Here is a 14,424-nt window from a genome sequence, read left to right as displayed (position 1 = left end):
TTCATGACAGCGCTCAGCTGGAAGCGGGATAAAGGAGATCGACGATCATCGCGCTGTCGAAGCGCGAGTCGAGCATGCCGTAGGTCGAGCGCCAGCCGGCGGCGAGCCGCGATTCCATGAAGGCGTCGGCGATGCGTCCGGCACCGAGCCGGTAGAGTTCGGCAGCAGCAGCAGCGAGCGCAAGCTGCTCGACCAGCAGGCGGGCCGCCCCCTCGTCGCGCTCGCAGAGCGAAATGGCGGCACGCAGCACGTCGATGGTCTTCCGCGCGGCCGGGCCAAGGTCGCGGCCAATGATTTCGAACAGGGCCTCGAACAGTTCGCGGCCGCGCTTCAGCACGCGCAGCACGTCGAGCGCCATCACATTGCCGGAGCCTTCCCAGATCGCATTCACCGGCGCCTCGCGGTAGTGCCGGGCGATCGGTCGCTCCTCGACATAACCGTTCCCACCCAGGCACTCCATCGCCTCGGCGATGAGCGTGGGCGCCGTCTTGCAGACCCAGTATTTGACGACCGGCGTCATGATGCGGGCATAGGCCGCCTCCTCCGCGCTGTCGCGGGCGCGGTCGAAAGCATCGGCGAGTCGCAAGGAAAGTGCGCTCGCGGCGGCCACGTCCAGCGCCATATCGGCAAGCACACGCGTCATCATCGGCTGCGCGACCAGCGGGCGGCCGAGGACGGCGCGTCCGCGGGTGTAGTGCACGGCTTCGGCAAGGCTCGCACGCATCATGCCGGCCGACGACAGGGCGCAGTCGAGCCGCGTCAGCGTGACCATGTCGAGAATCGTGGTGATGCCGGCATCCGGCGCGCCGAGGATGAAGCCGAAGGTTTCGGAAAACTCGACTTCGGACGACGCGTTCGAGCGGTTGCCGAGCTTGTCCTTCAGCCGCTGGAACCGCAGGCCGTTTGCAGATCCGTCCTCCAGCAGACGGGGAACGAGGAAGCAGCCGAGCCCCTCGCGCGTCTGCGCCAGCATGACGAAGGCGTCGCTCATCGGCGCGGACATGAACCATTTGTGGCCGGAGAGGCGGTAGATGCCCTCGCCCACCCGCTCGGCGGTAGAGACGTTCGCGCGAACATCCGTGCCGCCCTGCTTCTCCGTCATACCCATGCCGATGGTGACGGCGGATTTCTGCATGAAGGGGCGGTTCGAGGCGTCGTATTTCCGCGACAGGACCTTCGGTGCCCATTCCTTCTGCACCATCGGCGTCGCAGCCATGGCGGCCAGCGAGGCGCTGGTCATCGTCAGCGGGCAGAGATGGCCGCTTTCGAGCTGCGCGGTGAGATAGAACCGTATGGCGCGGCTCTTATGGGCATGGCCGCGCTCGTCGGGCACGTTTTCCCAGACCGAAGAATGCAGGCCCGCCGTCATGGAGCGGCGCATCAGCGCATGCCAGGCGGGATGGAAATCGATCACATCGAGCCGCTCGCCGCGCGGCCCGTGCGTGCGTAGCTGCGGCACGCCCTGATTGGCCATGCGCGCGAGATCCTGCGCTTCCGGGGAGGTCACATAGCGACCGAGCCCGTCGAAATCGTCGCGCAACACCTTGGGCAGCCCGCTTGCGACGTCGGTCAGCAGGGGATCGGAACGATAGGCGTTGATGCCCGACCAGGGTTTCGGCTGGTTGAGGTCGTCAAGGGTCTGGTCGGGTCGAGTCACGGTCATGATCCGGTTCTAGCCGAAGTCCCGAACGTTAGGAACAGCACTGGCTGCGCCCTCCCGCAAAATCGATACGGCCATCGGCCAAGCCTCTGCGGCCCCGATGCGTCAGCGCCTGCGGGCTTTGTCCTCACCTGTTCTCACGCACTGCCTTGCCGCTCACCCACACAGGCTCTATAGAGCGCGCAACGCGACCATTTGAGGCGGGCTTCCCATGGATTTCTTTCCGCATCGCCATCTTCTCGGCATCAAGGGCCTGAACGAGCGCGATATCACCGGACTTCTCGATCTTGCCGACGAGGCGGTCAAAATTTCCCGTCAGCGCGAGAAGAAAACCTCGACGCTCCGGGGCCTCACCCAGATCAACCTCTTCTTCGAAGCCTCCACCCGGACGCAGTCGTCCTTCGAGCTTGCCGGAAAACGGCTCGGGGCCGACGTCATGAACATGTCGGTCGGCAATTCCTCGGTGAAGAAGGGCGAAACGCTCATCGACACCGCGATGACGCTGAACGCCATGCATCCCGACGTGCTGGTCGTGCGCCACTCATCGGCCGGTGCCGCCGCCCTCCTGGCGCAGAAGGTCTCCTGCTCGGTTATCAATGCCGGCGACGGGCAGCACGAGCACCCGACACAGGCACTTCTCGACGCGCTGACCATAAGGCGGGCCAAGGGCAAGCTGTCGCGCATCATCGTGGCGATCTGCGGCGATGTGCTGCACTCACGCGTGGCTCGCTCCAACATCCTGCTTCTCAACCAGATGGGCGCCCGTGTGCGCGTCGTCGCCCCTGCAACGCTACTGCCGTCCGGCATCGCCGAGATGGGCGCGGAGGTCTACCACTCGATGGAAGAGGGCCTGAAGGATGCGGATGTCGTGATGATGCTGCGGCTGCAGCGCGAGCGCATGGCCGGTGCCTTCGTACCATCGGTGCGCGAATACTTCCGCTATTACGGCCTCGACGCGGAGAAGCTGAAAGCCGCCAAGGAGGATGCGCTCGTGATGCATCCAGGCCCGATGAACCGTGGCGTCGAAATCGCCTCCGAGATTGCCGACGGACCACAGAGCGTCATCGAGCAGCAGGTCGAAATGGGCGTTGCCGTTCGTATGGCCGTGATGGAAGCGCTGCTCGTCTCACAACATCAGGGCGGCCTCAACAACCAGGGTTACGGCGCATGACCGATCTTGTTCTCACCAACCTGCGCATCATCGACCCGTCGCGCAACCTTGACGAAACGGGCACGATCCTCATTCGCGACGGCGTGATCCTCGCTGCCGGCAGCGATGCGGCGAACCAGGGCATTCCCGAAGGCGCGACCACAGAGGATTGCCGCGGCTTGATCGCCGTTCCCGGCCTCGTCGATGCCCGTGTGTTCGTCGGCGAACCCGGTGCCGAGCACCGCGAGACGATCGCGTCTGCGGCTCAGGCTGCCGCCGTCGGCGGTATCACGTCGTTCATCGCCATGCCGGATACCGATCCCGTCATCGACGACATCGCGCTCGTCGAGTTCGTCATGAAGACGGCGCGCGACAAGGCGGTCGTCAACGTCTATCCGGCCGCCGCGCTGACCAAGCGGCTGCATGGCACCGAGATGACCGAGTTCGGCCTTCTCAGCGAAGCCGGCGCCGTCTGCTTCACCAATGGGCGCGAGGCCCTGCATGATACGCTCGTGCTCCGCCGCGCAATGACCTATGCCCGTGAGTTCGGCATGGTGATCGCGCTGGAATCACGCGACAAGTATCTGGGCGCCGGTGGCGTCATGAACGAGGGGCTGCTCGCGAGCTGGCTGGGCTTGTCCGGCGTGCCGCGCGAGGCGGAGATCATTCCGCTGGAGCGCGACCTGCGCGTCGCCGGCCTCACCCACGCCGCCTACCACGCCGCCAAGATCTCGCTGCCGGAATCGGTCGATGCCATCGCTTTGGCGAAGTCGCGCGGCGTCAATGTGACCTCGGGCATCTCGATCAATCATCTGTCGCTGAACGAGAACGACATTGGCGAATACCGGACTTTCTTCAAGCTGACGCCGCCGCTGCGCGGCGAGGACGACCGCAGGGCCATGGTGCAGGCGCTGGCCGAGGGCCGGATCGACATCATCGTTTCCTCGCACGACCCGCAGGACGTCGACACCAAACGCCTGCCGTTCGCCGACGCCGCCGATGGCGCGATCGGTCTGGAGACGATGCTGGCCGCAGCGCTCCGGCTGCATCACAGCGGCGAAGTCTCGCTGATGCGCCTGATCGACGCGCTTTCCACCCGGCCGGCGCAGATCTTCGGGCTCAATGCCGGAACGCTGAAGCCCGGTGCGAAGGCGGATATCACGCTGATCGATCTCGACGAGCCATGGATCGTCTCCAAGGACGCCATCGTCTCGCGCTCGAAAAACACGCCGTTCGAAAATGCCCGCTTTACGGGCCGCGCCGTTCGCACCTATGTTGCGGGAAAGTGCGTGCACAGCCTGTAGGAGGCTGACGCGAGGGGGCATTCATGGACGTGTTCACGTGGCCGCTGCCGGCTCTGCCGACGCTCGGCTTCCTTCTATTGGGCTATCTGCTCGGCTCGATCCCGTTCGGCCTGATCCTGACGCGGGCGGCAGGGCTCGGCGATGTGCGCAATATCGGCTCCGGCAATATCGGCGCCACCAACGTGCTGCGCACCGGCAACAAGAAGCTGGCGGCCGCGACCCTGCTGCTGGACGCGCTGAAGGGCACGCTGGCCGCCGCCGTCGGTTATCATTTTCTCGGCCCGGAGGCCGGTATTGCCGCAGGTTTCGGCGCCTTTCTCGGGCATCTCTTTCCGGTCTGGCTCGGCTTCAAGGGCGGCAAGGGCATCGCGACCTATATCGGCGTGCTGCTCGGCCTCGCGCCGCTCGTCGTCCTCGTCTTCGCCGCCTGCTGGCTGATCGTCGCCAAGGTCACGCGCTATTCCTCGCTGGCAGCGCTCGTCGCTACCGTCGTGGTGCCGGTCGTGCTGCTGGTCGCCGGCTATGGGCGCATCGGCCTTCTCTTTGTGGTCTTGAGCGTCATCACCTGGATCAAACACCGCGCCAATATCGAGCGCTTGATCGCCGGGACCGAAAGCCGCATCGGCCAGAAGGGATAAGCTTAGATGAGCGACAGCGCGAAGAGCCAGGAAAGCAAGGGCATCGCGCTGACGGATCGTCAAAGAATAGCCTGGCTGCGCCTTATCCGCTCCGACAATGTCGGCCCCGTCACCTTCCGCGACCTCATCAACCATGTCGGATCGGCCGAGACGGCGCTGGAGATGCTGCCGGAACTCTCCCGCCGAGGCGGTTCCACGCGCGCGATCCGCATCGCCACGGTCGCGGAAGCCGAACGGGAATTGGCGATCGCCGCCCGTTGCGGCGCGCGATTCGTCGGTATCGGCGAACCGGACTATCCGGCAGCCCTTCGCCAGATCGACGGCGCGCCGCCGCTTCTCGCCGTCAAGGGACGTGCGTCCACCGGCACCGCGCCTGCGCTCGGCATCGTCGGCGCCCGCAACGCCTCCATCAGCGGCGCCAAGTTCGCCGCCATGATCGCCCGCGATGTCGGCAGGGCAGGTTATACGATCATCTCCGGGCTTGCCCGCGGCATCGACACGGCCGCCCATCGCGCGAGCCTCGACACCGGCACGATCGCCGTCCTCGCCGGCGGCATCGACAAGCCTTACCCGCCCGAGAACGTGCCGCTGCTCGACGAGATCACCGGGGGACAAGGCCTTGCCATCACCGAGATGCCCTTCGGATGGGAGCCGCGGGCGCGCGACTTCCCGCGCCGCAACCGGTTGATTGCCGGCGTGGCGCTGGGGCTTGCCGTCGTGGAGGCTGCAAGTCGCTCCGGATCGCTGATCACGGCGCGCTACGCCGCCGATTTCGGGCGTCTCGTCTTTGCCGTGCCGGGGTCGCCGCTCGATCCCCGGTGCCACGGCACCAATGGTCTCCTGAAGGACGGCGCCGTGGTGACGACGGAAGCGCGCGACATTCTGGAGGCGCTGGCGCCGCTCAGCCGCATCGACCTGTTCGACCAGCCTCAGGCGCGCGAAGCGGAGAACGACGTGGACATCGGCACCGAAAGGCGGCCCGCAGCTGCGCTACCCGGCGACCGGGAGCGCGAGGCGATCATCGATGCGCTCGGGCCGACGCCGGTCGAGACCGACGACATCATCCGCCATACGGGCTTTGCCGCCTCGGCGGTCTATCTCGTGCTGCTAGAGCTTGATCTTGCCGGCCGGCTTCACCGCCACCCCGGCGGCCTCGTTTCTCTTGAGCCCCTTGGCTGACAGGGCGCGGCGGCCGGAAATGAGGTCGCCCGCCTCGACATAGGCCATCTCCAGGAGGTAGCAGAGCATGTCGGCACCCTTTTCGTCCGCGACACCACGCAGCTCTGCGAGCATCTGACGAATATAGGCGAGGCTCTCGTCGTCAGGTGTCGCGGGAACAGCAGCGTCTTTGTGTACGGGCACCATGAATACGTCCTGTTGGGCTTGGCCTCGATCCCGAGCGGGCAGCCGACAGCACACGCGGCAACAACCTGTGCGGCCATCACCACTGCCTGTCCGTCGGTGCACTCTCTTCTCTTCCGCCGACGATAACGCAAATATTCCTAATTGCAATAATAACATTATCCCTCAAAGGTTGTGGCGCGTTGTATTCCGGGCTGGCGAGCCTTCGGGCGCGACACCTTGTCGAAAGATCGTCAAACGCCTGAAAATGAACAGGTTGCGGGTCTGTCGATCGTCTATGCAAACTGGCTAATTTCATGGTCGCCACTTGACCGCGACGAAATCCCCCTCCATGTCGGGGCTTCAAAAGTTCCCGGCGTGACGGCTGAGGGAAGTCCGTCACCCCTCTCTATGGTTGCTGAATCCTATGACCATGAATGTCGTCGTCGTTGAATCGCCGGCTAAAGCAAAGACCATCAACAAATATCTCGGCCCCGGCTACACGGTTCTGGCCTCGTTCGGTCACGTTCGCGACCTTCCGGCCAAGGACGGCTCGGTCAAGCCCGACGAAGACTTCGCCATGATCTGGGAGGTGGACAGCGCGTCCGCCAAGCGAATGAACGACATCGGCGCTGCCTTGAAGAACGCCGATGGCCTCATTCTCGCAACCGACCCGGATCGCGAAGGCGAAGCGATTTCCTGGCATGTGCTCGATCTGCTGCGCAAGAAGAAGCTGATCGGCGACAAGCCCGTCAGCCGAGTCGTCTTCAACGCCATCACCAAGAAGGCCGTGCTCGACGCGATGGCCAATCCGCGCGACATCGACGTTCCCTTGGTGGATGCCTATCTCGCACGCCGCGCGCTCGACTATCTCGTCGGCTTCAACCTGTCGCCGGTCCTGTGGCGCAAGCTGCCCGGTGCCCGTTCGGCCGGCCGCGTGCAGTCCGTCGCGCTGCGCCTCGTCTGCGACCGAGAGTCGGAGATCGAGCGGTTCGTCTCGGAAGAATACTGGAACCTCTCCGCCATCCTGAAGACGCCGCGCGGCGACGATTTCGAAGCCCGCCTCGTGGCCGCAGACGGCAAGCGCCTGCAGGCGCGCTCGGTCGGCAATGGCGAACAGGCAACCGACCTGAAGGCCCTGCTCGAAGGCGCCTCCTACGTCGTGGATACCGTCGAGGCGAAGCCCGTCAAGCGCAACCCCTCGCCGCCCTTCACCACCTCGACGCTGCAGCAGGCGGCATCCTCGAAGCTCGGCTTCTCCGCATCGCGCACCATGCAGGTCGCCCAGCGGCTTTATGAAGGTCTCGACCTCGGCGGCGAGACCGTCGGTCTCATCACCTATATGCGAACCGACGGCGTGCAGATGGCCGGCGAAGCGATCGATGCTGCCCGCAGCGCCATCGGCGACCAATTCGGCGCGCGCTACGTGCCTGAAAAGGCCCGAATCTATTCGACCAAGGCGAAGAATGCGCAGGAAGCCCACGAGGCGATCCGCCCGACAGACTTCACCCGCACGCCGGACCAGCTGCGCCGCTTTCTCGATACCGACCAGCTGCGCCTCTACGACCTGATCTGGAAGCGCGGTATCGCCAGCCAGATGGCGTCGGCCGAGATCGAGCGGACAACCGTCGAGATCCTCGCAGAAAACGGCGACCGCAAGGCCGGCCTGCGCGCCGTCGGCTCCGTCATCCGCTTCGACGGCTTCATCGCCGCCTATACAGACCAGAAGGAAGACGGCGAGCAGAGCGATGATGGCGAGGACGAAGGCCGTCTGCCGGAGATCCGCGCAAGCGAGACCGTCGCCAAGCAGAAGATCAATGCGAGCCAACATTTCACCGAGCCGCCGCCGCGCTACTCGGAAGCAAGCCTCATCAAGCGCATGGAAGAGCTCGGCATCGGCCGTCCCTCGACCTATGCTTCGACGCTCGCCACCCTGCGGGACCGCGAATACGTCGTCATCGACAAGCGCAAGCTGATCCCGGAAGCCAAGGGCCGCCTCGTCACGGCGTTCCTCGAAAGCTTCTTCCACCGCTATGTCGAGTACGACTTCACGGCATCGCTCGAAGAGAAGCTCGACCGGATTTCCGCTGGCGAGCTAAATTGGAAGGATGTGCTTCGCGACTTCTGGAAAGACTTTTTCGCGCAGATCGAAGACACCAAGGAGCTGCGGGTCACCAACGTCCTTGATGCGCTCAACGAGGAACTCGCACCGCTCGTCTTCCCCAAGCGCGAGGATGGCAGCGATCCCCGGATCTGTCAGGTCTGCGGCACCGGCAAGCTGTCGCTGAAGCTCGGCAAGTATGGCGCGTTCGTCGGCTGCTCGAACTATCCCGATTGCAATTTCACCCGCCAGCTGTCCTCGGATGGCGATGCGGAAGCGCAGGCGTCGAACGAGCCGCAGGCACTGGGCAAGGACCCGCACACGGACGAGGAGATCACGCTGCGCAACGGCCGGTTCGGCCCTTACGTCCAGCGCGGCGAAGGCAAGGAGGCCAAGCGCTCCAGCCTGCCCAAGGGCTGGACGCCGGCGAGCATCGACCATGAGAAGGCCCTGGCCCTCCTGTCGCTGCCGCGCGACATCGGCCAGCATCCGGAATCCGGCAAGATGATCTCGTCCGGCCTCGGCCGCTACGGGCCGTTTATCCTGCATGACGGGAAATATGCGAATGTCGAGACCATCGAGGACGTGTTCTCGATCGGCCTCAACCGCGCCGTCTCGGTGCTGGCGGACAAGGCATCCAAGGGCCCAGCCGGTCGCGGTGCGGCCGTGGCCGCTCTGAAGGATCTCGGTGAACATCCCGATGGCGGTGCGATTACCGTTCGCGATGGGCGTTATGGACCCTATGTCAACTGGGGCAAGGTGAACGCGACCCTGCCCAAGGGCAAGGATCCGACATCGGTGACGCTCGAAGAAGCACTGCCGCTTCTTGCAGAGCGTGCAGGCAAGGCGAAACCCGTGAAGGCCAAGGCCGTCAAGGCGAAGGCTGCAAAGCCTGCCAAGGCCAAAGCTGCAGCGGACGGCGACGAAAAGGTTGCCAAGCCGCGCGCCGCCGCCAAGGCCAAGCCTGCGGCGAAGACGACGACAAAGACGAAGGCTGCTGCAAAACCCAAGACTGCGGCCGCCGCCAAGGCACAGAAGGGATAGACCGTGAGCAAATCGCCCCGCATCGGCATGAGACGGACCGCAAAACCTTCGGTCCGGCTGGCCCGTGCGGGCACGGCCCTGCCGCCTGCCGATGACACACCGATCATCCATGGCGCCGTGCCACCGCGCGACGTGCTCATGCGTTTCATCGCGGAAAATCCGGACAAGGCCTCCAAGCGTGAAATCTCCCGAGCTTTCGGCCTCAAGGGCGAAGCGCGCATCGAGCTGAAGGCAGCATTGCGGGATCTCGAAGACGACGGTCTCGTGGAGAAGAAGCGCAACGCGCTCGTCCGTCCAGGCGCCCTGCCCCCGGTCACCGTTCTCGACATCACCACGCGCGACAAGGACGGCGAGCTCGTCGCCCGTCCGGCCGAATGGCCCGACGATGCTGGTGTCGCACCGGCTGTTCTCATCCGCCAGTCGAGCGTTGCCAAGGCCAAGGGCAAGATGCCCGTCGGCGGCATCGGCGACCGGGTGCTGGCCAAGATCTTCCCCTCCAAGGAGCCGACGGGCCCGGCCTATACGGCGCGCATCATCAAGGTGCTCGACCGTCGCCGCAGCGCCAATGCGGCCCTCGGCGTCTTCCGCGAAATGCCGGCGGGCACCGGCCGCATCATGCCCATCGACAAGCGCGGCGAGGAAATGGACGTCGAGGCGAGCGGCGTCGGCGAGGCCAAGGACGGGGATCTGGTCGAGGTCGAAATCGTCCGCTCCGGCCGGTTCGGGCTTGCCAGGGCCGAAGTGAAGTCGATCATCGGTTCGGTCTCCTCAGAAAAGGCGATCTCCATGATCGCCATTCACGCGCACGGCATTCCCTATATCTTCCCCGACAGCGTCACGCGCGAGGCGGAGGCTGCCGGCCCCGCCACCATGTCGCATCGGGAGGACTGGCGCTCCCTGCCGCTGATCACCATCGACCCCGCAGACGCCAAGGACCATGACGACGCGGTTCATGCGGAACCCGACACATCGCCGGAGAACGAGGGCGGCGTCATCGTCACCGTCGCAATCGCTGACGTCTCCTGGTATGTGCGGCCGAAATCCGCGCTCGACAATGAAGCGCTGAAGCGCGGCAACTCGGTCTACTTCCCGGACCGGGTCGTGCCCATGCTGCCGGAGCGCATTTCCAACGAACTGTGCTCGCTGAAGGAAACCGTGGACCGGCCGGCGCTTGCCGTGCGCATGCGCTTCACGAGCGAAGGCCGGAAGATCGGACACACCTTTCATCGCATCATGATGAAGAGCGCGGCCAAGCTCTCCTACAACCAAGCCCAGGCAGCGATCGACGGTGCGCCTGATGATAAGACCGGCCCTCTGCTGGAGCCCATCCTCAAGCCGCTCTGGGACGCCTATCGCATCCTCACCGTGGGGCGGAACCGGCGGCAGCCGCTCGAACTTAACATGCCCGAGCGCAAGATCCTCCTGAAGCCGGATGGCACGGTCGATCGCGTCTTCGTGCCGGACAGGCTCGATGCGCACAAGCTGATCGAGGAGATGATGATCCAGGCGAACGTGGCGGCAGCCGAGACGCTGGAGATCAAGCGCCAGCCGCTCGTTTACCGCGTCCACGATGCACCCTCGCTCGCCAAGCAGGAGACGCTACGCGAGTTTCTGGCGACGCTCGACCTGACGCTGGTCAAGGGCGACAACATGCGCGCCAACCATTTCAACGGCATTCTCGCGAAAGCCGAAGAGCAGCCCTACGAGACCATCGTCAACCAGATGGTGCTTCGCTCGCAGAGCCAGGCGGTCTACAGCCCAGAGAATATCGGCCATTTCGGCCTGAACTTGATGAAGTACGCTCACTTCACCTCGCCGATCCGGCGCTACGCCGATCTGATCGTGCATCGCGCGCTGGTCGGCTCGCTCGGGCTCGGCGAAGGCGCCATCACGCCGGCAGAAGAAGGTGCGCTGGAGGATATCGCCGCGGAGATCTCGACCTTCGAGCGGCGCGCGATGGCGGCCGAGCGCGACACGATCGACCGGCTGATCGCCCACCATCTGAGCGGTCGCGTCAACGAGGAGTTCGACGGTCGCGTGTCCGGCGTCACCAAGTCGGGCCTGTTCATTTCGCTTCCGCAGTACGGCGCCGACGGCTTCGTGCCAATCTCGACGCTTGGACGTGACTATTTCATCTTCGACGAAGCGCACATGGCGCTGGTCGGCGACAAGACCGGTCTCGGCTATCGCCTCGGCGACGAGGTGCGGGTGAAGCTGGTCGATGCCGTGCCGCTGGCCGGCGCCTTGCGCTTCGAGATGCTGGACGAGGGCCGCAAGATGCCGACGGCGACGCGCTCCTTCCACAAGGCGGGACGCCGGGACAAGGCCGGTGCTCGCAAAGCGCCCGGCACCCGTCCACCGCGTGGGCGGCGCTGACTCCGATGAATGGTGACGGCATGAGAAAGAGCGACGTAGGGCCGGGGGCAGAAACGCTGCACCTAGGTGATGCGCAGATCAACGACCGCCCAGTCGGGCGCTCGATCCGGCGCGGGCTTGTCAACCGGTGCCCCAACTGCGGCCAGGGGCGTATGTTCGGCCGGTTCCTCAAGGTCAACGATACCTGCTCCGTCTGTGGAGAAGCGCTGCATCATCATCGTGCCGACGATTTTCCGCCGTATATCGTCGTCACGATTGTCGGCCATCTGGTGCTCGGAGGCTTCATGATGACGGAAATGCTGGTGGCGCTGTCGAACTGGCAGCACCTTGCCATCTGGGTGCCAATCACGATTGCCGGCTCGATCGCGCTCATGCAGCCGGTCAAGGGCGGCGTCGTCGGCCTGCAATGGGCGTTGCGCATGCACGGCTTCGGTGGGCACGAGGATCGGCCGGAAGACGAATTGCCATCGCAGGACCGCACCTGATGCGCATCGATGATGCCGCGACCGGCGGCACATCCGATACGGCGACCACACCGGCAGGGGCTCTGCGCCCACGCCTCGCGGCCTCCATTCTCCTTCTCGACCGCAGCGACGGCGTCGTGCGCGTTCTGGTCGGCCGACGCAGCAAGCAACATGTGTTCATGCCGGACGTTCACGTCTTCCCCGGCGGACGACGGGATCCAGGCGATCACAGAATCGCCTTTGCGAGCGATCTCCCGGCACCGCTCATCGACCGCCTTGTCGGCATCTATCGCGGACGCCTCTCCGTTTCCGCCGTGCGCGCGCTCGCGCTTGCCGCCCTGCGGGAGCTGCATGAGGAGACGAGCCTTGCCGTGGGGCCGTCCTGTAGGCCGTCCTGTTCTGGCAGCCTTCCCTTCCGCCCCGAACTCGAGCGCCTGCGCTACGTCGCCCGCGCACTGACGCCGCCCGGCCATGTGCGGCGATTCGACACCCATTTCTTCGCCCTCTTCACCGACGAGGTCGAACTCGATCTCGACGGACTGCAGGACAGCCGGGAGCTGGAAGACCTGCGCTGGGTTCCCGTCGGCAATCCTTCCGCGGTTTCCATCCCGGATATCACCGCGCGTATTCTCGAAGCCTTGCACACGAGGCTTGACGCCGACCCTCTGCTCGGCTTTGACGGCACCGTGCCGTATTTCCACGTCCGGAATGGACGACCCATCCGCGATCTTCTGTGAGGACACCGAATGTCTCAGACGACCCCTGGCTCGTCTCGGCCGGTTGAGGATATCCATTGGCTGTCGCTGATCGCGGCCCTTGCTGCCGTCACCACGGTCGGCATCGCCATTGGCCTCGGCGTGCCTCTCCTCAGCTTCATCATGGAACGGCGCGGCGTCTCCTCGACGTTGATCGGCCTCAACTCCACCGTGGCGGGCCTTGCCTCCATGGTCGCCGCCTCCTTCACGACACGGCTGGCACACAAGTTCGGCGTGGCGCAGGTCATGGTGGCTGCCGTGGTGCTGGCCGCCGCGCCCGCGCTCGGCTTCTATTTCGTCGAGAATTTCTGGCTGTGGTTCCCGCTGCGAATCGTCTTCCAGAGCGGCATCACCATTCTCTTCGTCCTCTCGGAGTTCTGGATCAACGCCACGGCGCCCTCGCACCGTCGTGGGCTCGTGTTCGGCATCTACGGCACCGTTCTTTCGCTCGGGTTCGCCGCGGGGCCCCTGCTCTTCTCCCTGCTCGGCAGCGAGGGCATCCTGCCCTTCGCGGTCGGTGCCGGCATCATCCTGCTCGGCGCGATCCCGATCATCATCGCCCGGAATGAAAGTCCCGATATCGACGAGATGCCGGAGATGCATTTCCTGCGCTACGTTTACATGGTGCCAATGGCCACGGCCGCCGTCTTCGTGTTCGGCGCCGTAGAGTATGGGGGCCTCTCGCTCTTTCCGGTCTACGGCACGCGCGTCGGCTTCTCCGAATCGCAGGCGGCTCTCTTGCTCACCATCATGGGTGTGGGAAACCTCATCTTCCAGATCCCGCTCGGCCTCTTGTCGGACCGCATGAAGGACCGCCGCAAGCTGCTCGTGGCGCTGACCGTGATCGGCTTTGCCGGCGCACTCTGCCTGCCAGCCCTGTCGACCAACTGGTACGCCTTGGCGGCCATCCTGCTGCTCTGGGGTGGCATCATCTCTGGGCTCTATACGATCGGGCTCAGCCATCTCGGTTCGCGGCTGCATGGGCCGGAGCTGGCCGCCGCCAATGCCGCATTCGTGTTCTGCTATGCGCTGGGCACCGTGGCCGGGCCGCAGGTCATCGGCGCCTCGATGGATGTCTTCGGCAATCATGGCTTTGCGTGGTCGATCGCCGGATTCTTCGGCCTTTACATCGTGCTTTCCCTGGTTCGCCTGGTTTATAAACCGAAACAGGGTTGACTTTTTGGGCGCGATTTGTAGTTTCGCGCCAAGCTCGCCGGGACCTTTTTTACGAAGTCCGGCTTTGTTATTTCAGAAGGCAGGACGACCATGGCGAAAGCTGCAAAAATCAAGATCAAGCTGCTGTCGACGGCCGACACGGGTTTCTTCTACGTGACCTCGAAGAACAGCCGCACCAAGACAGACAAGTTCAGCATGACGAAGTACGACCCGGTCGTACGCAAGCATGTCGAATTCAAGGAAACCAAGATCAAGTAAGATCTGGTTTCTCCATTTGAAAAAGGGCGCCGACGGCTTCGTCAGGCGCCTTTTTTGCGTCTGCAGACTTTGCGGCAGGAAGACGCTCGTCCTGTGCAGCAGCCGACATCGACATACGCAAACGAAAAACGCCGCTTCTGAAACAGAAGCGGCGTTG

General features: G+C 64.5%; 12 protein-coding genes. 10 read left to right on the top strand and 2 right to left on the bottom strand.

All coding sequences use genetic code 11. The annotated features are described in order from the left end of the window. Window positions 1-13: 13 nt before the first annotated feature. A complete protein-coding gene (locus G8E10_RS05360; RefSeq protein ID WP_167127639.1) occupies window positions 14-1,663 on the bottom strand; it encodes an acyl-CoA dehydrogenase family protein in 1,650 nt (549 codons plus the stop codon). Window positions 1,664-1,871: 208 nt separating this feature from the next. On the opposite strand from G8E10_RS05360, the gene G8E10_RS05355 reads away from it, so the two are divergent. Genes G8E10_RS05355 through dprA form a run of 4 tightly spaced genes read left to right on the top strand, consistent with a single transcriptional unit; the run spans window position 1,872 to window position 5,931 of the window. Then, window positions 1,872-2,831, top strand: a complete 960-nt coding sequence (locus G8E10_RS05355; RefSeq protein ID WP_110799531.1) for an aspartate carbamoyltransferase catalytic subunit — start codon at window positions 1,872-1,874, stop codon at window positions 2,829-2,831. After that, complete coding sequence (locus G8E10_RS05350; RefSeq protein ID WP_167127636.1) at window positions 2,828-4,114, top strand: dihydroorotase; 1,287 nt, start codon at window positions 2,828-2,830, stop codon at window positions 4,112-4,114. The genes G8E10_RS05355 and G8E10_RS05350 overlap by 4 nt, the downstream gene beginning before the upstream one ends. Before the next feature lie 23 nt (window positions 4,115-4,137). Further along, a complete protein-coding gene (plsY, locus tag G8E10_RS05345) occupies window positions 4,138-4,752 on the top strand; it encodes a glycerol-3-phosphate 1-O-acyltransferase PlsY (protein WP_167127633.1) in 615 nt (204 codons plus the stop codon). Window positions 4,753-4,758: 6 nt separating this feature from the next. Further along, window positions 4,759-5,931 (top strand): DNA-processing protein DprA, encoded by a 1,173-nt coding sequence (gene dprA / locus G8E10_RS05340; RefSeq protein ID WP_167127630.1) that lies wholly within the window; start codon window positions 4,759-4,761, stop codon window positions 5,929-5,931. Here the strand turns inward: dprA and G8E10_RS05335 are convergent. After that, window positions 5,860-6,117, bottom strand: coding sequence for a hypothetical protein (locus G8E10_RS05335; protein ID WP_110726315.1), 258 nt, complete (start codon window positions 6,115-6,117; stop codon window positions 5,860-5,862). The two genes, dprA and G8E10_RS05335, sit on opposite strands and share 72 nt — an antisense overlap. A gap of 409 nt (window positions 6,118-6,526) precedes the next feature. Between G8E10_RS05335 and topA the strand changes: the two genes are divergently transcribed. The 6 genes from topA to rpmG all read left to right on the top strand — a co-directional run bounded on the left by topA (window position 6,527) and on the right by rpmG (window position 14,267). Continuing rightward, window positions 6,527-9,238, top strand: a complete 2,712-nt coding sequence (gene topA, locus G8E10_RS05330) for a type I DNA topoisomerase (RefSeq protein ID WP_167128034.1) — start codon at window positions 6,527-6,529, stop codon at window positions 9,236-9,238. A 27-nt stretch (window positions 9,239-9,265) separates the two neighbouring features. Beyond that, window positions 9,266-11,614: a ribonuclease R gene (gene rnr / locus G8E10_RS05325; protein WP_167128031.1), complete on the top strand. Its 2,349-nt coding sequence runs from the start codon at window positions 9,266-9,268 to the stop codon at window positions 11,612-11,614. 20 nt (window positions 11,615-11,634) lie between these two features. Continuing rightward, a complete protein-coding gene (locus G8E10_RS05320) occupies window positions 11,635-12,099 on the top strand; it encodes a DUF983 domain-containing protein (RefSeq protein ID WP_167127627.1) in 465 nt (154 codons plus the stop codon). Further along, window positions 12,099-12,815 carry an NUDIX hydrolase gene (locus G8E10_RS05315; RefSeq protein ID WP_167127624.1) on the top strand — a complete coding sequence of 239 codons (717 nt, stop codon included), beginning with the start codon at window positions 12,099-12,101 and terminating at the stop codon, window positions 12,813-12,815. The genes G8E10_RS05320 and G8E10_RS05315 overlap by 1 nt, the downstream gene beginning before the upstream one ends. A gap of 9 nt (window positions 12,816-12,824) precedes the next feature. Further along, window positions 12,825-14,009 carry an MFS transporter gene (locus G8E10_RS05310; RefSeq protein ID WP_110799537.1) on the top strand — a complete coding sequence of 395 codons (1,185 nt, stop codon included), beginning with the start codon at window positions 12,825-12,827 and terminating at the stop codon, window positions 14,007-14,009. Between the two features lie 90 nt (window positions 14,010-14,099). Further along, window positions 14,100-14,267: a 50S ribosomal protein L33 gene (rpmG, locus tag G8E10_RS05305; protein WP_062468365.1), complete on the top strand. Its 168-nt coding sequence runs from the start codon at window positions 14,100-14,102 to the stop codon at window positions 14,265-14,267. Window positions 14,268-14,424: the final 157 nt, after the last annotated feature.

The organism is Ferranicluibacter rubi, assembly GCF_011603255.1.
Classification (GTDB): Bacteria; Pseudomonadota; Alphaproteobacteria; order Rhizobiales; family Rhizobiaceae; genus Ferranicluibacter; species Ferranicluibacter rubi.
The sequence above is the reverse complement of the archived record's forward strand: the minus strand, read 5'-3'. Positions and strand labels throughout refer to the sequence as shown.

Excerpts from the sequence above, each read along its gene's own strand:
- dprA (WP_167127630.1), top strand. The coding sequence starts at position 4,759 with ATGAGCGACAGCGCGAAGAGCCAGGAAAGCAAGGGCATCGCGCTGACG.
- G8E10_RS05335 (WP_110726315.1), bottom strand. The coding sequence starts at position 6,117 with ATGGTGCCCGTACACAAAGACGCTGCTGTTCCCGCGACACCTGACGAC.
- G8E10_RS05350 (WP_167127636.1), top strand. The coding sequence starts at position 2,828 with ATGACCGATCTTGTTCTCACCAACCTGCGCATCATCGACCCGTCGCGC.
- rnr (WP_167128031.1), top strand. The coding sequence starts at position 9,266 with ATGAGACGGACCGCAAAACCTTCGGTCCGGCTGGCCCGTGCGGGCACG.
- G8E10_RS05360 (WP_167127639.1), bottom strand. The coding sequence starts at position 1,663 with ATGACCGTGACTCGACCCGACCAGACCCTTGACGACCTCAACCAGCCG.
- rpmG (WP_062468365.1), top strand. The coding sequence starts at position 14,100 with ATGGCGAAAGCTGCAAAAATCAAGATCAAGCTGCTGTCGACGGCCGAC.
- G8E10_RS05310 (WP_110799537.1), top strand. The coding sequence starts at position 12,825 with ATGTCTCAGACGACCCCTGGCTCGTCTCGGCCGGTTGAGGATATCCAT.
- G8E10_RS05320 (WP_167127627.1), top strand. The coding sequence starts at position 11,635 with ATGAGAAAGAGCGACGTAGGGCCGGGGGCAGAAACGCTGCACCTAGGT.
- G8E10_RS05355 (WP_110799531.1), top strand. The coding sequence starts at position 1,872 with ATGGATTTCTTTCCGCATCGCCATCTTCTCGGCATCAAGGGCCTGAAC.
- plsY (WP_167127633.1), top strand. The coding sequence starts at position 4,138 with ATGGACGTGTTCACGTGGCCGCTGCCGGCTCTGCCGACGCTCGGCTTC.
- topA (WP_167128034.1), top strand. The coding sequence starts at position 6,527 with ATGAATGTCGTCGTCGTTGAATCGCCGGCTAAAGCAAAGACCATCAAC.
- G8E10_RS05315 (WP_167127624.1), top strand. The coding sequence starts at position 12,099 with ATGCGCATCGATGATGCCGCGACCGGCGGCACATCCGATACGGCGACC.